At 65.1% G+C, this 20,811-nt stretch carries 17 protein-coding genes and 1 riboswitch; of the genes, 4 read left to right on the top strand and 13 right to left on the bottom strand.

Annotated features, from left to right (window positions below):
- Positions 1-13: 13 nt before the first annotated feature.
- The 10 genes from LPW30_RS02360 to purE form a co-directional block, all read right to left on the bottom strand.
- The gene (locus tag LPW30_RS02360) at positions 14-1,090 is read right to left on the bottom strand and encodes a zinc-binding metallopeptidase family protein (protein ID WP_025282719.1); all 1,077 of its coding nucleotides are present in this window, start codon (positions 1,088-1,090) and stop codon (positions 14-16) included.
- Between the two features lie 61 nt (positions 1,091-1,151).
- The gene (locus tag LPW30_RS02355) at positions 1,152-2,975 is read right to left on the bottom strand and encodes a glycoside hydrolase family 15 protein (RefSeq protein WP_239679973.1); all 1,824 of its coding nucleotides are present in this window, start codon (positions 2,973-2,975) and stop codon (positions 1,152-1,154) included.
- A gap of 15 nt (positions 2,976-2,990) precedes the next feature.
- A complete protein-coding gene (gene treZ, locus LPW30_RS02350) occupies positions 2,991-4,796 on the bottom strand; it encodes a malto-oligosyltrehalose trehalohydrolase (RefSeq protein ID WP_239679972.1) in 1,806 nt (601 codons plus the stop codon).
- Positions 4,797-4,817: 21 nt separating this feature from the next.
- Complete coding sequence (gene treY / locus LPW30_RS02345) at positions 4,818-7,556, bottom strand: malto-oligosyltrehalose synthase (protein ID WP_239679971.1); 2,739 nt, start codon at positions 7,554-7,556, stop codon at positions 4,818-4,820.
- A 105-nt stretch (positions 7,557-7,661) separates the two neighbouring features.
- Positions 7,662-9,140, bottom strand: coding sequence for an anthranilate synthase component I (trpE, locus tag LPW30_RS02340; protein ID WP_239679970.1), 1,479 nt, complete (start codon positions 9,138-9,140; stop codon positions 7,662-7,664).
- A 13-nt stretch (positions 9,141-9,153) separates the two neighbouring features.
- Positions 9,154-9,834: a phosphoglycolate phosphatase gene (locus LPW30_RS02335; RefSeq protein WP_238625489.1), complete on the bottom strand. Its 681-nt coding sequence runs from the start codon at positions 9,832-9,834 to the stop codon at positions 9,154-9,156.
- A gap of 8 nt (positions 9,835-9,842) precedes the next feature.
- Positions 9,843-10,532 (bottom strand): ribulose-phosphate 3-epimerase, encoded by a 690-nt coding sequence (gene rpe, locus LPW30_RS02330; RefSeq protein ID WP_238625490.1) that lies wholly within the window; start codon positions 10,530-10,532, stop codon positions 9,843-9,845.
- Positions 10,533-10,698: 166 nt separating this feature from the next.
- Positions 10,699-11,289, bottom strand: a complete 591-nt coding sequence (locus tag LPW30_RS02325; protein ID WP_239679969.1) for a class I SAM-dependent methyltransferase — start codon at positions 11,287-11,289, stop codon at positions 10,699-10,701.
- A gap of 17 nt (positions 11,290-11,306) precedes the next feature.
- Positions 11,307-12,449 (bottom strand): 5-(carboxyamino)imidazole ribonucleotide synthase, encoded by a 1,143-nt coding sequence (locus LPW30_RS02320; RefSeq protein WP_239679968.1) that lies wholly within the window; start codon positions 12,447-12,449, stop codon positions 11,307-11,309.
- Positions 12,446-12,946, bottom strand: coding sequence for a 5-(carboxyamino)imidazole ribonucleotide mutase (gene purE / locus LPW30_RS02315; RefSeq protein ID WP_029762660.1), 501 nt, complete (start codon positions 12,944-12,946; stop codon positions 12,446-12,448). The genes LPW30_RS02320 and purE overlap by 4 nt, the downstream gene beginning before the upstream one ends.
- Positions 12,947-13,100: 154 nt before the next feature.
- Between purE and LPW30_RS02310 the strand changes: the two genes are divergently transcribed.
- Positions 13,101-13,997 carry a phosphoribosylaminoimidazolesuccinocarboxamide synthase gene (locus LPW30_RS02310; RefSeq protein WP_239679967.1) on the top strand — a complete coding sequence of 299 codons (897 nt, stop codon included), beginning with the start codon at positions 13,101-13,103 and terminating at the stop codon, positions 13,995-13,997.
- 42 nt (positions 13,998-14,039) lie between these two features.
- Complete coding sequence (gene bioD, locus LPW30_RS02305; RefSeq protein ID WP_420797706.1) at positions 14,040-14,732, top strand: dethiobiotin synthase; 693 nt, start codon at positions 14,040-14,042, stop codon at positions 14,730-14,732.
- Positions 14,733-14,750: 18 nt separating this feature from the next.
- Here bioD and LPW30_RS02300 read toward each other — a convergent pair whose 3' ends face one another.
- The 3 genes from LPW30_RS02300 to LPW30_RS02290 form a co-directional block, all read right to left on the bottom strand.
- Positions 14,751-15,281, bottom strand: a complete 531-nt coding sequence (locus LPW30_RS02300) for a TorD/DmsD family molecular chaperone (RefSeq protein ID WP_239679966.1) — start codon at positions 15,279-15,281, stop codon at positions 14,751-14,753.
- 377 nt (positions 15,282-15,658) lie between these two features.
- The gene (locus LPW30_RS02295) at positions 15,659-16,399 is read right to left on the bottom strand and encodes a hypothetical protein (RefSeq protein WP_025282733.1); all 741 of its coding nucleotides are present in this window, start codon (positions 16,397-16,399) and stop codon (positions 15,659-15,661) included.
- Positions 16,400-16,552: 153 nt separating this feature from the next.
- Positions 16,553-16,987, bottom strand: coding sequence for a hypothetical protein (locus LPW30_RS02290; RefSeq protein ID WP_025282734.1), 435 nt, complete (start codon positions 16,985-16,987; stop codon positions 16,553-16,555).
- Positions 16,988-17,458: 471 nt separating this feature from the next.
- Here LPW30_RS02290 and LPW30_RS02285 point away from each other — a divergent pair, with 471 nt between their 5' ends.
- Positions 17,459-18,877 carry a dihydrolipoyl dehydrogenase gene (locus LPW30_RS02285; protein WP_025282735.1) on the top strand — a complete coding sequence of 473 codons (1,419 nt, stop codon included), beginning with the start codon at positions 17,459-17,461 and terminating at the stop codon, positions 18,875-18,877.
- 112 nt (positions 18,878-18,989) lie between these two features.
- A riboswitch (S-adenosyl-L-homocysteine riboswitch) is annotated at positions 18,990-19,063 on the top strand.
- 81 nt (positions 19,064-19,144) lie between these two features.
- On the top strand, positions 19,145-20,560 hold the full coding sequence (gene ahcY / locus LPW30_RS02280; RefSeq protein ID WP_025282736.1) for an adenosylhomocysteinase: 1,416 nt from the start codon (positions 19,145-19,147) through the stop codon (positions 20,558-20,560).
- Positions 20,561-20,811: the final 251 nt, after the last annotated feature.

Genomic DNA, 20,811 nt, shown 5'->3' with positions numbered 1-20,811 from the left:
CCCTGGTTCCGGGTCAAGCCGGCGATTCCCCGCCGACGATCCGGTGGATCAGCGCCATCTTCTCCATGGCCTTTGGGGAGAGGACAAAGGGATAGGCAGAGCTGTGTCCCATGCTGCGGTTGAGGCTGTTGAGGGCATAGGTCAGCGGCAGCCAGTGATCCATGAGGGGGGCGAAGTCCCGCTGCTCGTAGGGATCGAAATCGGGGGCGGCGCGCAGATCGCAGCCCTGCTCCACCCGCGGACCCACCTCCAGGCCCCAGGCGTGGGCCGTTTCCAGGGTGTCGACGATGTGCAGGTAATGGGCCCAGGTCTCGGCCCAGTCCTCCCAGGGGTGACTGCTGGCATAGCTGCTGATGAAGTGCTGCCCCCAGTCCGACGGCGGCCCCTGCTGGTAATGCCGCTGCAGGGCCTGGGCATAATTCTCCCGTTCATCCCCGAAGTGGGCGCGGAAGATCTCCAGCCAGGGTGAATCCCTGATGAGACGCTCCCAGTAATAGTGGCCCGACTCGTGCCGAAAATGCCCAAGAATGGTGCGATAGGGTTCGGCCATCTGCTCCCGCAGGCGCTCGCGGGTGGCGGGGTCGGCCTCGGCGATGTTGATGGTGATCAGGCCCTGGGCGTGCCCGGTCATGACGCGCTCGGTTTCGTAGAACTGGGGCTCCACATCGGCCATGAAGGCAAAGGCCAGCCCCAGTGGGTCGCGGGTACGGGGCACAACGGGCAGTTTCAGGCGCAACAGGCTGTAGACCAGGCGGCGCTTCTCCGTCTCCAGGCGATACCACAACTTTTTGTTGCCCGGCACGCTCAGGTCCGGAATCACCTGGTTGAGACGGCAGGCGGCGCAGAACCGCTCATCCTCTTCGGCGGGCACCATCCAGTTGCACACCGCATCGCGGGCGTAGTGGTTACACATGCGATAGCGCCCCTGGGATACCGCGCCCACCGGTCGCCACAACCCGCCCTCCTCCGGCTCCAGGGCCGCCACTTCCAGGGTATCGGGCAGGAATCCCAGGGTGTGGCCACAGCGGGTGCAACTGGTGTTTTCAAAATAGATCAATTGGCCGCAAGAGCCACAGTTAAACAGTCTCATGGAATTGTCAGTGACCTTCTGAGGGGCTCTCGATCATTGAGCATAGCGGATAGCATACGCCCTATGGAGCGGAGCGGCCGAATCCTGCCCTGGCCAGGTTGATGGCGCTGGAAATCACCCCCACGTGACTGAAGGCCTGAGGGAAGTTGCCCAGGAAGGCGCCGCTGGCGGGGTCGATCTGCTCCGGGAGCAGGCCGAGGGGGTTGGCGCGGTCACACAGGGAATCGAACAGTGCCATGGCCTCGTCCTGGCGCCCCTGACCCAGCAGGTTGTCCACCAGCCAGAAGCTGCACAGCAGGAAGGCCCCCTCGTGACCGCTCAGGCCGTCGGGTGACTCTTCCGGCAAATAGCGGTAGAGCAGGCCATTGCCGGCCCCCAGGTGCTTCACCACGGCCTCGGTGGTGGCCACCATCTTCGGATGATCCGCGGGGATCACGCCCCGCAGGGGCAGGGCCAGCAGGCTGGCGTCCAGACCTCCGCCACCCAGGTGCTCGGTGAGGGATTCCAGGTCAGGGTCCCAGGCGCTTTCCAGGATGGCCTCGCGGATCACCTGGGCCTCGGCGCGCCATTGCTCCACATCCCCGGGCATGTGATGGACCTCGGCCAGGCGAGCCCCCCGGTCCAGTGCAACGGCACACAGCGCGGCCGAATAGGTGAAGGGGCGGCCCGCAGTACGCACTTCCCAGATGCCGTGATCCGGGTTGCGCCATTCCCGGCCGGCGGCCTCCACCAGGCGCCGAAGCTGTTCCCAGAGCCTGGCGTCCAGCGGGCCACCCCACTGCACCCAGCGGTAGGCGCAATCCAGGATCTCGCCGAACACGTCGTGCTGACGCTGCTCCGCTGCGCCGTTGCCCCAGCGCACGGGTCGTGCGCCGCGATAGCCGCTCAGGTCCGGGTCTTCCCTTTCCGGGGGCGGCACGTGACCATCCACGTCATACAGCACGCGGGGCCAGCCGGCCCGGTCCACCGCATCCAGTACCCAGCCGATGAAACCTTCGGCCTCATGCTGCAGGCCAATGCGACCCATGGCATAGACCGAGAAGGCGGCATCGCGGATCCAGGCATAGCGATAATCCCAGTTGCGGGGGCCGCCCAGGGCTTCGGGCAGGGAGGAGGTGGGCGCGGCAACCATGGCGCCGGTGGCGGTGTAGTCCATGAGTTTGAGGGTGATGGCGGAGCGCCTCACCATCGCCTCCCGCGGACCCTGGTAATCGAAATGGGTCATCCAGCGGCGCCAGACCTCCACGGTGGCCTCGAGGGTTTCCTCGGGGCGATGCAGGTGGAAGCGGTGGGCATGGGGCCCCCAGGAAAGCACCAGGTGATGGGTGTCCCCTGCGCGCAGATCAAAGCTCTGATCCAGCCCTTCCACGGCAAGGCTTGAGGCAACGTGCAGTTCCAGGTCGGGGTGGCGGGCGGGCCGCAGGGTCAGGCCGCCGCCATGGGGGTCGCAGCGGGCGCCCCCCCGAGGGTGAATGCTCACGCGCAGGCGCACCCTTCCACTGACCACCCGGATATGACGCAGCAACTCACCGCGCCCCGCCGGGGCATCTTCCGACAGATCGGCCCCGGCTCGCAGGGTGAGTGCGTCGGTCACCTCCACGGTACCGTCGGGACCGCTCATGCGGGTGACCAGCACGCCGGTGTCGGGCTGGTAGTACTGGCAGGCGCTCAGCAAGGGTTCGGGGGCCACGCTGAAGGCGCCCCCCTTTTCATGATCCAGCAGACCGCAGAACAGGGGGTCGCTGTCGAAGCGGGGCACACAGAGCCAGGAGACGGCGCCGTCACGCCCCACCAGGGCGGCGGTGGTGCCATCGCCAATGAGGCCATGGTCCTCGATGGGGAGGAAGTGGCCGCGGCGGGTGATGGGTTTTTCCTGATGGGTCATGGTCTGTTCTGGTTGTCATGGTGTATGAAGCCCCTCTCCCGCTGGCGGGAGAGGGGTTGGGGTGAGGGTGGGCAAGGAGAGAAGGGAGCAGTCGGGTGCTTCCAGGATCACCACCGACTCGGCCGGCAGCTGGACGCCGCCGGCCTCCAGGCTCACTCCGCTTGTCGAGGCAAGCAGGATCTCGCCAGGTGCCTGCATCAACGGCACCCGTTGCCCCGAGGGTGCCAGGTTGCAGGCCACCACGATACCGGGGCGTGACATCACCCACCAGCGGGCCTGTTCGTCGCCCCGGGCGGTCACCCGGTCCAGGCGGTCATCGGCAAAGGCGGGATGATGTCGGCGCAGGTGGATCAGGTTCCTGTGCCATTGCAACAGTTCCCGGTGCGGCTCACGGTCCAACTCATCCCACTCCAGGCGGGAGCGCTGGAAGGTCTCCGGCGCCTGGGGATCGGGCACCTGTTCCGGGTCCCAGCCGAAGGCGGCGAACTCCCGGCGGCGCCCTTCCCGCACGGCCTCGGCCAGCTCCGGCTCCTGGTGATCGGTGAAGTACAGAAACGGCGTGCCCGCCCCCCATTCTTCCCCCTGGAACAGCATGGGCACGAAGGGTGCGGTGAGCACGATGGCGGCGCCCACCTGGAGCAGGCCGGTGGACAGCAATCGGCTGCTGCGATCCCCCACCGCGCGGTTGCCGATCTGATCATGGTTCTGCAGGCAGCCCACGAAACAGTGGCCCGGCAGATCGGCGGCGCTGCGGCCGTGATGGCGGCGTCGATAGCGGGAATAATCCCCGGCATAGCAGAACCCCCGGGTGACGGCCCGGCTCAGGTGCGCCAGGTCGCCGAAGTCTTCGTAGTAGCCCTGGCGTTCCCCGGTGAGGGCGGCATGCAGGGCGTGGTGGAAGTCCTCGTTCCATTGGGCGTCCAGCCCGTAACCGCCCACGGCCCGGGGACGGAGGATGCGCGGGTCGTTCAGGTCGCTCTCTGCGATCAGGGTGAGATGGCGGCCCAGGCGGGCCTGCAGGCGCTCCACCTCCTCGGCGAGGGTTTCCAGAAAATGCGTGGCGGAGGTGTCGATGATGGCATGTACCGCGTCGATGCGCAGACCGTCGATGTGGTAGTGCTCCAGCCAGTGCAGGGCATTGTCCAGGAAGAACCGGCGCACTTCGGGGCTGTCGGCCCGGTCCAGGTTGACGGCCTGCCCCCAGGGGGTTTGATAGGCATCTGTGAAGTAGGGCCCGAAGTGGCCCAGGTAGTTGCCGCTGGGCCCCAGGTGGTTGTAGACCACGTCCAGCAGCACCGCCAGGCCCTTGCCATGACAGGCATCCACCAGACGCTTGAGCCCCTCGGGACCGCCGTAGGGCGCGTGGGGGGCGAACAGGGCCACGCCGTCATAACCCCAGCCGTGACGACCCGGGAAGGCGGCCACGGGCATGAGTTCCACATGGGTGATGCCCAGGTCCCGCAGATGATCCAGCCGCGGGATGATGGCCTCAAAGGTGCCCTCGGGGGTGTAGGTCCCCACGTGGATCTCCTGGATCACGGCACTGGCCAGGGGCGGCGCCTGCCAGGCCGTGTCGTGCCAGGTGAAGCGGTCGTGGTCCAGCCAGCGAGACGGCCCATGCACGCCCTGGGGCTGCCAGGGGGAGCGGGGGTCCGGGAAAGGCCCTTCGCCGTCCACGAGGAAGGCGTAGTCGGTACCATGGGTCAGTGGCCCGCCGCCGGACCACCAGCCGTCACCCATGGGCTTCAGGGGGCGGCGTTCACCCAGGCAGTCCAGATCGACCTGATGGGCACGGGGGGCCCAGACACGGGGAATATTCATTTGGGTTGTCAACCAGTTGCCTTAGCTGGAATCTCGATTCTGCCCGGGTGCCGGGGGCGGCGCCGACGCGAGCAGTGCCACCGGAAAGCGACCCAACAGGTCCGCCATGAGGTGCTCACCGCCTTCCAGGTTCTCCCCGGTGAACCAGTGGTGCCAGTCGCCCGGGGGCAGGGTCAGCCGGGTGCCGAACCAGTCCCCGCCCAGACGCAGGGTGAGGCGTGGCACGATGACCACCACACCCTCTGCCTGATCGGACCCGCCCGGGTCCGGCCCGCGCTGGTAGGCGACCACATGATCCTGCCGGCTCCCCCTGGCCTGCAGCGGGCGATACCCGGCCCGCTCATCGAACCAGTGCGGCTGCTGCCCCCGCAGGGTCAGGGTCCGGTGGATCACCCACAGCTTGGGCAGGCCTGCTTCCATGTCTTCAAGAATGCGTTCGGGCGTGGGGCCGGCTTCGCACACCTCAAGCCATGTCTGCCGCTCGGCAAAATCCACCGGGCGGCGGTTGTCCGGATCCACCAGGCTCAGATCCCACAGCTCCGTGCCCTGGTAGATGTCGGGCACGCCGGGGGCGGTGAGCTTGATGAGGGTCTGGGCCAGACTGTTCACCCGGCCCGGTTCGATCAGGGGAGCCGCGAAGGCCTGCAGTTGTTGCAGGAAGGTCTCATCGTTCAGCGTGGCCTCGACGAACTGCTGCACAGCCTGCTCGTATTCCGGGTTGTTGCGGGTCCAGGAGGTGTGCACCTTGGCCTCCCGGGCAGCCTTCTCCATGAAGCCCTGCAGACGGGGCAACAGCGCCTCCACGGCCTCGTCATCCGCTACGCCGGGCCACACCCCCACCAGGGCCTGATAGTACAGGTACTCCATGGCAGGATCCGGCCCCTCAGGCGAGCGATGCCGTGCGCTGTGGGCCCGAAACCCCCGGACCGCCTCGGTCCAGGCCTCGGGCACCTGGGAGAGCAGGCACAGGCGGGCGCGCACATCCTCGCTGCGTTTGGTGTCGTGGGTGGAGGTGGACAGCATGGCCTGTGGATGGCGGCGATGGGCCTCGGTGCAGGCCCCGTGAAAGTCTTCGGGTGACAGACCGAATTGCCCCGGGTCGCCGCCCACCTCGTTCAGGGCGATCAGCCGGTGATAGCGGTAGAACACCGTATCCTCCACCCCCTTGGCCATGGCCGGGCCGGTGAGTTGCTGGAAACGCAGCGCCAGTTCCGTCTCCCGGTGCCCTTCGCGCGCCAGGGTGAGCAGGGCCTCGAGGAACTCCAGAAGCTCCGGATCCAGGTCGGGACGGCGCGCCTTCACCCGGGACAGGGCCTGATGGATGTGGGCCCGATCCGTGGGGTGCACGGGCTCGCCAGCACGCAAATAGCTGCGATACACGGGGAAGCAGCTGGCGGCCTCCAGCAACACCTGCTGGAGCTGGTGTCGGGTGTAGTCCCGGTGACGGCGCTGCCCTTCGCAGATACTGACGAACAGGGAGGTGAGCCGGTTCAGTTCGCTGCCCAGCAGATCCTGCAGCACCTGACGCTTGGCCTGGTAGACCTGATCGTCGAAGCAGGCGCTCTCGCCGGTGAGGTCTTCCCAGAGGGCCGTGAGCGGGCCTTCACCCTCCGGGTCCACGAACAGCCCTTGCACGCGGTTGAGGAAGTCATAGCCGGTGGTGCCGGCGATGGGCCAGTCCTCGGGCAGCTGTTCGCCGGGCTCGAGGATCTTTTCCGCCACCACCCAGGCACCGGGGCAGGCCCGGGCCAGGCGCTGGAAGTACTGGGCCGGGTCGCGCAGTCCGTCCGGGTGATCGATGCGCAGGCCCTGCACGCTGCCCTCCTGATACCAGCGCAGCGGCAGTTGATGAATGGCCTCGAAGACTTCCTGGTCTTCCACCCGCAGGCCGGCCAGATCCTTGATATCGAAGAAACGCCGGTAGCCCAGGTCCCGGTCGGCGGTGCGCCACCAGGCCAGGCGGTAGTTCTGGTGTTCGATGAGGGCGTCCAGGGCGTCCGGGTCCTGGTTGATGCGGTCCACCCGGGCCAGGATGGCCGCCTGGGCATCGGGTTCGTCGCGGCAGGCGCCGGCCAGCAACTGATGGATCACCGCCTTGTCCCGGTGACGCCGTTCCCGCTGGCCGCCGGTGGCCGAGCCCGGGCGGGGCAGGCGGGCACAGGATTCGGCCAGAAACCCCAGCAGTTCGCTGCCGCTGTCCTGGTGGGCGCCCCCGAGGATGCCCGCCAGGGACCAGGGATCCAGCGGGAAGCTGTGCTCGTGGTAATTCAGGGTGAAGTGGCCTGCCTGGAAACGGACTTCCAGCTCGCCGTTTTCCAGGATGCGGCCGTAGTGGTCCCCCAGCACCGGCAGCAACACCTTGTTGGGCCAGCGCTCTTCCGAGGCCTCCCAGTCCACATCGAAATAAGGGGCATAGCGACTGGCGGGGCCGTTTTCCAGCACGTCCCACCACCAGGGGTTCTGGTCGCCGGCCACGGCCATGTGATTGGGGACGATGTCCAGCACCTGCCCCATGCCATGGGCCTCGAGGGCCTGGCACAGGCGCTGGCGGGCGGACTCGCCCCCCAGTTCCGCATTCACCCGGGAGGGGTCCACCACATCGTAGCCGTGGGTGCTGCCGGGGCTGGCCTGCAGGCAGGGGGAGAGATACACATGGCTGATGCCCAGCCTGGACAGGTAGGGCACGAGGTCAGCCGCATCATCCAGGGTGAAATCCGGTCTCAGTTGCAGGCGATAGGTGGCAGCGGGAGTCATGGCCATGGGGCGCCCGGGGTGACCTGTTCCAAGCCTCTAATATGCATGGCCAGCCCCTATCTGGGAAGGGGAGGATCGCTCGGGCACCGTAGCCGATAGAACGAGCGCCACTCAGCGGGACTGGATCTCCAGGCCGGCCTCCACCATGGCCACGGCGCGGAAGATGGCGCGGCCCTTGTTCATGGTCTCGGCCCATTCGTTGTCGGGGAGGGAGTCGTGGACGATGCCGGCGCCGGCCTGGATGTGCAGGGTCTCATCCTTGATCACCGCCGTGCGGATGGCGATGGCCGTGTCCATGTTGCCCTGCCAGGACCAGTAGCCCACTGAGCCGGAGTAGATGCCCCGCTTCACCGGTTCCAGTTCGTGGATGATTTCCATGGCGCGGATCTTGGGAGCGCCGCTCACGGTGCCCGCCGGGAAGGTGGCACGCAGCACGTCCATGGCGCTCAGGCCCGGGCGCAGACGCCCGGTCACGTTGGAGACGATGTGCATCACGTGGGAATAGCGCTCCACCACCATGCGCTCGGTGAGGGCCACGCTGCCGATCTGGGACACACGACCCGCGTCGTTTCGCCCCAGATCGATGAGCATCAGGTGCTCGGCCAGTTCCTTGGGGTCGGCCAGCAGATCCTGTTCCAGGGCCCGGTCGGCGGCCTCGTCCTCGCCCCGGGGACGGGTGCCTGCGATGGGGCGCACGGTCACCACGTCGTCCTCCAGACGCACCAGGATCTCCGGCGAGGAGCCGACCACGTGGTGGTCGCCCAGGTCCAGGTAGAACATGTAGGGCGAGGGGTTGAGGCTGCGCAGGGCCCGGTAGAGGTCCAGCGGGCGGGCAGTGTAGGGGATGGACAGGCGCTGGGAGAGCACCACCTGCATGACGTCGCCATCGACGATGTAGCGCTTGCAGCGCTCCACCGCCTCCTTGAAACCGGCCTCGGTGAAGCCAGACACGAAATCCGACTCCTGGACCCGGCGTGTGCCTCCGGGCACCCCGGGACTGGCCGAGGCATGGCGCAATTCGGCCTGCAATGCATCCAGTCGGCGCTCGCCCGCCTCCCGCTCGCCGGGACCGGCATGGACCACCAGATACAACCGACCGGCCAGGTTATCGTAGGCCACCACCTCGTCGCAGACCATGAGCAGGATGTCGGGCACCCCCAGCGGGTCGGCCTTGTCGCCGTCGGCCAGGCGCGGCTCGATATAGCCAATGGTGTCGTAACCAAAATAGCCGACGAGGCCACCGCTGAAACGGGGCAGATCCGGCAGATCCGGCACTCGATAGCGGGCCTGGAAGGACTCAAGCCACTGCAAGGGATCATCCACCCGCAGGGACTCGGTGACCTCGCCGCCCTCTTCCACCCGAACCTCCTTGCCCTGCACCCGCACCACCTTGCGGGCCGGCAGACCGATGAAGGAATAACGCCCCCACTTCTCCCCCCCCTGCACCGATTCCAGCAAACAGGAATAGGGCTTGGCCGCCAGCTTCATGTAGACACTCAAGGGGGTGTCCAGGTCGGCCAGCACCTCCCGCACCAGCGGGATTCGGTTATAGCCCTGGGAAATCAGGTGGTCGAAGTGTTCAGGGGTCATCGGGGCTTCGTCATCAGGCGGTCCGGGCCATGAGGTCGGGCAGTTCGGTGAGGCTGTCGATCACCGCGTCGGGGCGCTGTTCGCGGATATCGCCGCCATGGTTGTAGCCATAGCTGACACAGACGATGGCGAAGCCGGCGGCACGGGCGGCGGTCACGTCGCTGCGTGAATCCCCCACCATCAGGGCATCCTCCGGGTCCAGGTCGAACTGCTCTGCGGCGAACAGCAGCGGGGCCGGGTCCGGCTTCTTCTGCGGCAGGGTGTCGCCGGCCACCACCACCTCGAAATAGCGGTCGATATCCATGGCCCGCAACAAGGGGGCCGTGAAGCGGGCGGGTTTGTTGGTGACGCAGCCGATGCGCACATCGTCCCGGGCCAGGGCCTCCAGGCCCTCCCGGACGCCGGGGTATAGGTGGCTGCGCTTGGCGTTGTTCTCCCGATAGATCTCGGTGAATGCCGCCAGGGCACGTTCATAAAGCGCCGGCTCCGGCTCGCCATCCAGGTTGTTGGTGAGCGCCCGCTTGACCAGGCGCTCGACGCCGTTGCCCACCCAGTTGCGCACCTTGGCCTCGCCGCGCACCGGCATATCCAGGCGCTCCATCATGCGATCCACGCTGAAGGCCAGATCAGGCACGCTATCCACCAAGGTGCCGTCCAGGTCGATGAGAATCATTTTGGGGGCTTGAAGGGTCATGGTCGCACTCAGGCCTTGGCCAGTTCCGCGCGCATCTTGTTGATGATGCTGTCGTAATGATGGGGGTCTTCGCTGCGGGCGGCGCCGAAGATGGCCGATCCTGCCACAAAGGTGTCGGCGCCGGCGGCCTTGATCTCGGCGATGTTGTCGGCCTTGACGCCGCCGTCGATCTCCAGGCGGATGTCCAGACCGGATTCGTCAATGCGGCGGCGGGCCTCACGCAGCTTGTCCAGGGTGGCGGGGATGAAGCTCTGCCCCCCGAAACCGGGGTTCACGGACATCAGCAGGATCATGTCCACCTTGTCCATCACGTAGTCCAGGTAGGACAGGGGTGTGGCGGGGTTGAACACCAGACCGGCCTTGCAGCCCTCGGAGCGGATCAACTGCAGGCTGCGATCGATGTGATCGGAGGCCTCCGGGTGGAAGGTGATGTAATCGGCACCCGCCTTGGCAAAGTCCGGGATGATGCGGTCCACCGGCTTCACCATCAAGTGCACGTCGATGGGGGCGGTGACCCCATGCTTGCGCAGGGCCTCGCAGACCAGCGGGCCGATGGTGAGGTTGGGGACATAGTGATTGTCCATCACATCGAAGTGGACGATGTCAGCGCCGGCAGCCAGCACGTTGGTCACTTCTTCGCCCAGACGGGCGAAGTCGGCGGACAGGATGGACGGTGCGATCAGATCGGCTTGTGCCATGGGTCTTGCCTCGTTATAGGTGATACCGGTCTCCGGTCAGGCGCGTCGCAGGGACGATGGTATCGTTCGTTATGTCGGTATGACTTCCTCGGTGGTTTGGGCAATGTACCTTATGGCGCCGGGAAAATTAACCCGGTCTTATACTCGGGACAGGCATGGTCTCGGCTCACTCGGGCTTGCGGGCCATGGCCACGGTGTATTCCCGGCCCTGCTTCACCTTGTCGTAGTTGCCGAAGACTTCCTTGAAGGCACGCTCAATGAAGCGGCGCAGGCCGGTAATGGTGACCACGTAGATGCGCCCCCCCGGATGCAGGTGCTCGAAGGCATCGTACAGGTAGAGGTAGAGCATCTCCTTGCCTACCTTGGCGGGGAGGTTGGAGGTCACCAGGTGAAAGCGGCGATCCCCCGCATGGGAAAAGCCGTTGCTGAGCACGGCCTCGGCATTGGTGATGCCGTTGAGGGTGGCATTGGTGCGGGTGTACTCCACGGCCACGAAGTCCTTGTCCACCAGCAGGGTCTGCCCCTTGGGGGCCAGGCGGGCCAGGGTGAGGCCGATGGGGCCATAACCACAGCCCAGATCAAAGCAGTCGTCGGTCTCCTGGACGTCCATGTGATCCAGCAGCAGGCGGGTGCCGGCGTCGATGCCGCGGGGGGAGAACAGGCCCCAGGTGGTGCGATACTGCAGGGTATGCCCGCGCAGGGTATCGGAGAAGGCGATGTCCCGGCGCAGGGACTGGATGTATTCAGCGCGTTCCAAGACCGGCTCCCGGGTATTTAATCGTCGGCCCGCACGGCCGGTAACGCGTCGAACAGACGCTCTGCATCAGCGATGGCCTGGTCCTGGCGGGTGTCCAGTACGCAGAAATGTCCCATCTTGCGGCCCGGGCGGGCCTCCTCCTTGCCGTAGAGGTGCAATTTGGCGCGAGGATGGGACAGCAGCATGCCCCAGTCGGGCTCCCCGTCGGTCCACAGATCACCCAGCAGGTTGACCATCACCACCGGTGAGAGCAGGTGGGTGTCGCCAAAGGGCAGACCGCAAAGCGCGCGGACCTGCTGCTCGAACTGGGAGGTGATGCACGCATCCAGGGTGAAGTGGCCACTGTTATGAGGGCGCGGCGCCACCTCGTTGACCAGCAACTGCCCCTCGGTGGTGATGAAGAATTCCACGGCCATCAGGCCCACGTAATCCAGGGCCACCGCCAGAGCGATGGCGGCGTCGCAGGCCTCGCGGACCGTGGCATCCGGCACCCGGGCAGGGACGATGCTCATGTGCAGGATGCCACCCCGATGGATGTTCTCGGCCACCGGATAACACAGGCACACCCCATCGCTTCCACGGCTGAGCACCACCGAAATCTCCACGGCCAGGTCCAGCTTGCGCTCCAGCACACAGGGCACACGCCCCAGGCGCTCAAAGGCCCGGCGGCAGGCCTCGGCGCTGTCCACGGAGATTTGCCCCTTGCCGTCATAGCCCAGGGCGGCACGCTTGAGAATGGCCGGGTCCCCCACCGACTGAAAGGCCGCTTCCACCTGATCTGCCGATGCCACCACCTCGAAGGGGGCGGTGTCCAGTCCGGCCCGGCGGATCATGTGCTTCTCCCGGGCCCGGTTCTGCGTATGCTCCAGGGCCGCCGCACCCGGGCGCACGGGAACCCTGTCAGCCAGGTGTCGCAGGGTATCGGCGGGGATGTTCTCGAACTCGGTGGTAATGGCGGCACAACGCTGTGCCAGTTGATCCAGGGCCCAGCCATCCCCGTAGGCGGCGTGGACATGGTCATCGGCCATACGGCCGGCAGGACTGCCTGAATCAGGGTCCAGCACCATCACCCGATAGCCCAGCGTGCGCGCGGCCACGGTGAACATGCGACCCAACTGGCCGCCGCCCAGCATCCCCAGGGTGTGACCGGGCAGGATCATGACGACGGCGGCAGTTGCATGGCCAGCACCGTGTCGCGCTGCTCAGCGCGGAAGCGGGCCAGTTGCTCGGCCAGCCCGGGGTGATCGCTCGCCAGCATGGAAACGGCAAACAACCCGGCGTTGGCGGCCCCCGCCTCGCCGATGGCGAAGGTGGCCACCGGGATGCCCTTGGGCATCTGTACGATGGAGAGCAGGGAATCCTCCCCCTTCAGGTAGCGGGAAGGCACCGGTACGCCCAGGACCGGCACCGTGGTCTTGGCCGCCAGCATGCCCGGCAGGTGGGCGGCACCGCCGGCACCGGCGATGATGCAGCGAAGGCCCCGCGCTGCAGCCTGTTCCGCATACTCGAACAGCAGATCCGGGGTGCGATGGGCGGAGACCACGCGGGCCTCGTGAGGCACGCCGAAGGCGTCCAGCTGATTGACGGCGTGTTGCATGACGGGCCAGTCGCTCTGGCTGCCCATCACCACGCCCACGATAGGGGATTGGTTTGGCATCGGCGAAGGGTAATGGAACCGGGTTGGAGTTGAAAGACAAAATTCCAAAGATACAAGATATTGGCGGGGGTAGCCATGCGGATGCCACCTGCGGGTGCATCCGCTGACGGCAGGTCGTACACTGCGGGCCTGATCCACTTTGCGCGAAACCTCCATGCCTGCCCTGTTTGAAAGCCAAGTGTCGTCCCTGCCCCTGATCCACAAGGGCAAGGTGCGTGACATCTACGCCGTGGACGACCATCACATGCTCATCGTCACCACCGACCGCCTGTCGGCCTTCGATGTGATCCTGCCCACGCCCATCCCGGACAAGGGCCGCGTGCTGACGCAGATCTCGGCGTTCTGGTTTGACCGCCTCTCCCATGTGGTACCCAACCAGTTGTGCGATCTCACCCTGGCGGATGTGATTCCCGATGCCACCGAGCGGGCGCCGCTGACAGGACGCAGCGTGGTGGTGAAACGCCTCAAGGCCCTGCCCGTGGAGGCGGTGGTGCGCGGCTATCTCATCGGCTCGGGCTGGAAGAGCTACCAGACCGACGGCACGGTGTGCGGCATCACCCTGCCCCCCGGCCTGAAAATGGCCGATCGGCTACCCGAGCCCCTCTACACCCCGTCCACCAAGGCGGAAGTGGGTGCCCACGACGAGAACGTGGACTACGCCCATACGGAACGCACCCTGGGCCCCGAGGTGGCTGCCCAGGTTCGGGACACGGCCCTGACCCTCTACAAGGAGGCTGCCGCTTATGCCCTGGAGCGCGGCATCATCATCGCCGACACCAAGTTCGAGTTCGGCCTGGACGAACAGGGCGTACTGCACCTGATCGACGAGGCCCTCACGCCCGACTCCTCGCGTTTCTGGCCGGCAGACACCTACGCGCCCGGCATGAGCCCGCCCTCCTTCGACAAGCAGTATCTGCGCGATTATCTGGAAACCCTGGACTGGGACAAGACTGACCCGGGCCCAGCGCTACCCGAGGAGGTGGTCTCTCAGGTGGCGGCCCGCTATCAGGAGGCCCTGGAACGGCTGACGGGGCAGACACTGGCGGACTGACGTCCAGACGTTGGGCTGGAAAGAACCAGGAGGCATTAACCCATGAGCACTCTCATGTCCGGCACAGGGCTTTTCATCACCGGCACCGATACCGGCGTGGGCAAGACGGTGGTGGGCTGCGCCATCCTGCGGGCCCTGAGGGCTCGTGGTGTGAACGTGATCCCCCGCAAGCCCGTGGAATCGGGCTGCCGGGAAGAAAAGGGGGGGATGTGGCCGGAAGATGGAGCGCGGCTCATGGAAGCCGCTGGAGGCGGCAGCCTGGAGCAGATCACACCCTGGCGCTTTGCCCATGCCCTGGCCCCGGACCGGGCCGCGCGCCTGGCACGCACCCGGATCATGCTGGATGCACTGGAATCCGCCTGCCAGCCCACGCCGGGGGAGGCGGGCTTCCGACTGGTGGAAGGGGCTGGCGGCTTCCTGTCACCTCTGGCGGAGGACGGTCTCAATGCCGACCTGGCCGTGCGCCTGGGCCTGCCAGTGCTGTTGGTGGCCCCCGACCGGTTGGGGGTGCTCAATCACATCCTGCTGACCGCCGAGGCCATCAAGCGCCGTCAGCTCCACCTGGCCGGAGTGGTGCTCAACGATTGTGCCGGACCGGGTCCGGAGGGGATGGACAACCGGCAGGATCTGGAGCGCAGGCTGCAGACACCTATCTGGTCGTTTGCGGCGGTGGAGGACGGGGAATTGCCGTCGGACCTGGATGGACTGGCAGACTGGGTGAGGGCAATCCTGTGAGGGTGGTGAGGCGCCCCCTCAATGCCGGGTGTTTCGCTCGCTGAACAGCATCTCCAAGCGCGCCCCCAGGGCGCGGTAGAGCTCCACCTGGGCCTGGGACTGCAGACACCGGGCGAAGGGAGGCACCCAACCCGAGAGGTGATGCCAGATCACCCGCCAGCCCGCCGGGGCGTTGGATAGATCCTGCTCCAGGTACCAGGCCGCGTAGATGAGCTCCATGGCCAGGGAATCGGGCTCGCGCCCCTGCAGGGAGATCCCTGCCTGACGATACAGACGCTCCAGATTCGCCCCTCCGCCCGCCAGAACCTGTGAACTCCAGGCCGACTCCCGGGCAGGGCAGTCATCTGTCACCAACAGGCGATCGTACTCCCGGCGCAAGGCCGGGAGCCCCAAATGACGAATCTCCATGACCGCGGGTGACAGCCAGGCCCACCCCCTGGCCATTTCCTCCAGCGCATCAACGGTCTCCTGGGTGGGCGGCGAGAGCAATCCACTCAGTATGCAGAGCTCGTCCACATCCAGTTCATCACCGGGCAAGTCGTTCACCATCAGTCGATTTCCATATGGCGGCCACTCGCGGCCGTCAGGCATCAATCAACCTGCGGAACCATGGGTCGGGAGAGGTAGCCTGCCCCCGCGCCCGATCCTGGCCGCAGGCCACGACTATGCGACCCAGGCCAGCGGGAGGAAAAACGAAACCGCTCCGGATGTTGAGCCGGGTCAAGAAAGACGCAGCGCACACGCGGGATGGGTGCAGACGAGATGACACGCAGCGGTGGGCACCGGGACCCTCACAGGCGCTGTCAGAGACGACGCCCGTGGCGAAAGCGCCCCGGGTTCACACCAGATCCCACACGCATGCGTGCACCAGGGAACCACCACGGCAAGGTTGCGATTCCAGGAGGGGGAGACAGACGTATCGGGGATCAGGAAGCTTTGGCGGCCTCAGCAGCCTCTTCCACAGCCTCCAGCATCTGCTCATCCATCTCGGGCAGTTCAGGTGCCTCTTCACCACTGGCCTTGACCTGCTCGATCAAGGATTCAGACACCTTGCGCAACTCGCGATACTGCTCGGCCAGTTTTGCACTGCTTTCCAGCACTGCCTGTAGCTGGGTGAGTTTTTCGTCGGCTTCCCGCTTGTCCTTGCGCAAAGTGCTCAGCTGAGCCTCTACCTGCTTGCGGGCGTCCGACTCTTCGTTCTTTTGCTTCTTGAGCTGCTTGAGCTTCTTGACCACGTTTTCGGGGGTATCGGCCAGCGACTTGTTGATCGCCTTGAGGGCCTTTTCCTTTTCCACCAGAGAGGCCTTGATGGCCTTCATTTCCTTGGTGTGGGCCACACGCTCGGCGGCCATGTCCTGCTCCCCGCTTTCCAGCTTGGCCTGGGCCTCGGCGCGGGCGGCTTCCGCCTGCTTCTGGGCCTTTTCACTGGCCTTCACCTTCTTCTCCATGGCGTCGATGGCTTCCTTGGCCTGCTCATTGGTCTGCTTGATCTTGCGGTCTGCTTCGTTACCCTTCTGGATGGCAACATCCAGGGCAACCTTGAGTTCGTCGGCACTGCAATCCGGGTCCAGACCCAGGGCGTCTGTTGCGCCCTTCATCAGTACTTGCTTGCTGACCGCAAGTTCCTTCCAGACTTTCAGCTGTATTTCTGCTTCTGCTTGGTTCACATATCACTCCTGCTAACGCATGTGCATGTCAATTGATGGGTGTCGCCATTCGTGGGCGCGCATTCTATCTCATCTGGAAAGCGAATGCTGCACCCGAAGTCAAGCATCGCGGGCCGCCCCTGGGCCGGCCCGCCGACTCCACCCATCGATCGTTCAGGCGGCCCGATAAACGCCGCGACGCGGTGAGTCCAGCTTGCCCTGGCGCTTCAGGTAGCCCAGCGTCTGGCTGATGTTCTTGACGTTCAGGCCGGCTTGTTCCGCCTGAGCACGAATCTCACCGATGGTCATCTCGCCTTGATTGGACACGATCTGGCACAGCACCTGACTGGGGCCGGCTTCGGAAGCGGCGCGACCAGCACCATTGCCACGACCGCTGACACGACCGCCCAGCTTTCTGATTTCCCGATCCAGCGCCGCCAGTTCCTTACGATGCTGCTTCACCAATTCACGGCGCTTCTCACGCAGGGCCTCACGCTCCTGACGACGGGCCTCTTCCTTCTCGGCAGCCTCTTGCTCTTCACGCTGGCGCGCCAGCGCAAAGAGTTCTTCAGACGACATCTCATGAGGGCTCTTCATCTGCTCGGTCATTCTTCTCTCCAGAATCTTATTGAATACATGTTCAACGCAAGCGCCCGGACCATCGGGCCCGGGCGCCTTTTTTCATCCTCGGTCGTCCATGCCTGGCGCCTTGATCACTCCAGACACGCTCCCGTGTGCCGGGCGGATTATGGCATAGAGTGAAAACACTTTCATATTTTTATCATTCCCGAATCACACGGATCTCAAGTTTTGAGAGTGCAACTTTCCAACATTGTTCAACGGCGTTTACACATGCATGCGCCGCTTGCTCTCCTGCCCGCATGCCCAGCACCATGGGCCACTGACCTCGCTGCTTGCGGATATGGACATACTGCCAAAGTGACACCCCAGGGATAGAAACGCCCACCCAGAATTGATGGTTGCTTGCTCAGGGAACGCCACATGACCGGGTTACGTATTGCACGAATATCAGCAAACGCTTATTTTGAGTGGTAGACACAAGAAACCAAGGAGGCATCCATGCCCCAGGATATTCAAACCGACGTCGCCATCATCGGCGCAGGCACCGCCGGCCTGTTCGCCATGAAACAGGTTCGCATGGCCGGCAAGTCGGTGACGATGATAGACCCGGGCCCACTGGGCACCACCTGCGCCCGGGTTGGCTGCATGCCCTCGAAGGTTGCGCTGCACGCCGCCCACCTATGGCACCAACGGCAGGAGATGGCGGAGTACGGCACCCAGGGCATCGAGCAACTCTCGCTGGACAGGGACAAGGCCTGGGCCCGGGTCAGCGCCATGCGCGACCGATTCGCCGGGAAAACAGAGGAGAACGCCCGCAAGGCCATGGGCGAAAACCTGCTGGAGGGACCGGCCCGCTTCGTGGAACCCACCGTGCTTGAAGTGGAACTCCCTGGCGGTGAGCGCCAGGTGGTGCGCGCCCAGGCCGTGGTCATTGCCAATGGCTCCCGCCCCGTAGTACCCGAGTGGCTCGAGCCCATGAGTGATCGGGTCGTGACCACCGACACCCTGTTCGATGTCAAACACATCCCCGACTCGGTGGGCGTGCTGGGCCTCGGCGCCATCGGCCTGGAGATGGGCCTTGCCCTGTCACGCCTCGGGGTGCGCGTCGTGGGTTCCGACATTGCCAGGCTGCCGGCAGGCATCAGCGACCCGGAACTGGGGCAGCGCGTGATCGAGCAATTCAGTGCGGAGTTTCCCCTGTGGTTGGGCGAGAGCGCCGAATTGAGCAAGGAGGAAGACGGGATCCTGATGAAGACATCCCAGGGGCAGGAAAAGGTGGACATGATCCTGGCATCCCTGGGTCGCCGCCCCAACACCGACACCCTCAACCTGGCTGAAGCGGGCTTCGAACTGGACGACAAGGGTCAACTGCGCTTCGATCCCGCCACTCAGCAGGTTCAGGATTTCCCCGTATTCGTGGCAGGCGACGTGAACGGCCACCGCCCCCTGCAACATGAAGCAGGGGACGAGGGCACCATCGCCGGCTTCAACGCAGCCCGGGGCATCACCCGTTTTCGCCGCCGGACACCACTGAGTATCGCCTTCACCCATCCGGACATCGCCGTGATCGGTGAGCGCCTGGAAGATATGGACCCCGACGAGATCGTGACGGGTTCAGCCGATGGCAGCGGCAATGGCCGCTCGGTCATCCTGGGCGCGCAGAGCAATCTGATTCATCTTCATGCCGACGCAAAAACCGGCCGCTTGCGAGGCGCGTCGCTGATGGCCACACACGGCGAACACCTGGCTCATTTACTGGCCTGGGCCATCCAGCGTGGAGAAACGGCACAGGACCTGCTGGCGATGCCTTTTTATCATCCCGTGGTGGAAGAAATACTCCCCGATGCACTGCAGGACATCGTCTCCAGGCTCCCGGAAACGCATGATCTGCCCAAAGGATTTCGCCGCGAGGAATAAACAGCATTTTCACTGAGTTGACGGGGTCTTTCGCGCCCGATGACCGTATTTTGATCGGGCAGGAAGACCCCAGGGTGTGATTTTTCCAGTGATTGCGCTATACTTTGCGGCTCTGTCTGAGGAGCGCTGCAACGGATCATCGAATCCGCCAGGCTCAGACACCTCCTAAAACGGCGCTCGCTGTACCCGCGAAAGTGGTCGGCGAGCTGAAAGTCTTGCTCCCGTCCGACCGCTTCGCACTCGCCCAAAGATTTAAGGAGTGTGTTCATGAACGCAGTCGTTGATAGCCAGAACCACGATTACGCCGTAGCCGATATCAACCAGGCCGATTTCGGCCGCAAGGAAATCGCCATCGCCGAGACCGAAATGCCCGGTCTGATGGCCACCCGTGAAGAATACGCCAAGGACCAGCCGCTGAAGGGCGCCCGCATCGCCGGCAGCCTGCACATGACCATTCAGACGGCCGTGCTGATCGAAACCCTGAAGGCCCTGGGCGCAGACGTGCGCTGGGCTTCCTGCAACATCTTCTCCACCCAGGACCACGCTGCTGCAGCCATCGCCGCCGGCGGCACCCCCGTGTTCGCCTACAAGGGCGAAACTCTGGAAGAGTACTGGGAGTACTGCCACAAGATCTTCGAATGGTCCGACGGCGGCACCCCCAACATGATCCTGGACGATGGCGGTGACGCCACCCTGCTGATCCACCTGGGCGCCCGCGCCGAGAAGGATCTGTCCCTGGTGGACAACCCCACCAATGATGAAGAGCGCGTGCTGTTCGCCCAGATCAAGGAACGCGTCAAGAGCCAGCCGGGCTGGTACTCCAAGGTCCTGAAGAACATCCAGGGCGTGACCGAAGAAACCACCACGGGCGTGCATCGCCTGTACCAGATGGCGAAGGAAGGCTCCCTGCCGTTCCCGGCCATCAACGTGAACGACTCGGTCACCAAGTCCAAGTTCGACAACCTGTATGGCTGCCGTGAGTCCACCGTGGACGCCATCAAGCGCGCCACCGACGTGATGATCGCTGGCAAGACCGCCGTGGTCTGCGGTTATGGTGACGTGGGCAAGGGCGCTGCCCAGTCCCTGCGTGCCCTGTCCGCTGAAGTGTGGATCACCGAAATCGACCCGATCTGCGCCCTGCAGGCCGCGATGGAAGGCTACCGCGTGGTCACCATGGACGAAGCCTGTGACAAGGCCGACATCTACGTGACCGCCACCGGCAACAAGGACGTGATCACCGCCGATCACATGTCCCGCATGAAGGACCAGGCCATCGTCTGCAACATCGGTCACTTTGACTCCGAGATCGACGTTGCCGGTCTGCGCAAGTACCAGTGGGAGAACATCAAGCCCCAGGTGGACCACATCATCTTCCCGAAGGGCAACCGCATCATCCTGCTGGCTGAAGGCCGCCTGGTGAACCTGGGTTGCGGCACGGGCCACCCGAGCTTCGTGATGTCCAACTCCTTCACCAACCAGACCCTGGCCCAGATCGAGCTGTGGGTGCATGGCGACAAGTACAAGAACGACGTCTACGTGCTGCCCAAGCACCTGGACGAGAAGGTGGCTTCCCTGCACCTGGGCAAGATCGGCGCCAAGCTGACCAAGCTGACGGAAGACCAGGCCCAGTACCTGGGTCTGCCGGTGGAAGGCCCGTACAAGCCGGAACACTACCGGTACTGATTGCGGCGCCGTGGGCTTGGGGCGCCTTCGTGCACCCCTGGCACGGCACGCGAGCCAGGCAGCGCCCCTCGGGCGCTGCCACTGGGTGGCCCCGGACTCCGGGGCCTTCCCGTGTCAGCGGCGTCCACAGCGTGCCCGCGCAGCCCTCCCCCGCCCTATTGAATTTCCTTCCCTTGATCGTATTCACCCGGCAAGACCGGCGTGCCCTGCCCTACCGTACCTACGCCATGGGTCTGCCAACGATCGAATGC

It is taken from the genome of Ectothiorhodospira variabilis (assembly GCF_022227625.1).
Taxonomy (GTDB): domain Bacteria; phylum Pseudomonadota; class Gammaproteobacteria; order Ectothiorhodospirales; family Ectothiorhodospiraceae; genus Ectothiorhodospira; species Ectothiorhodospira haloalkaliphila.
The sequence above is the reverse complement of the archived record's forward strand: the minus strand, read 5'-3'. Positions and strand labels throughout refer to the sequence as shown.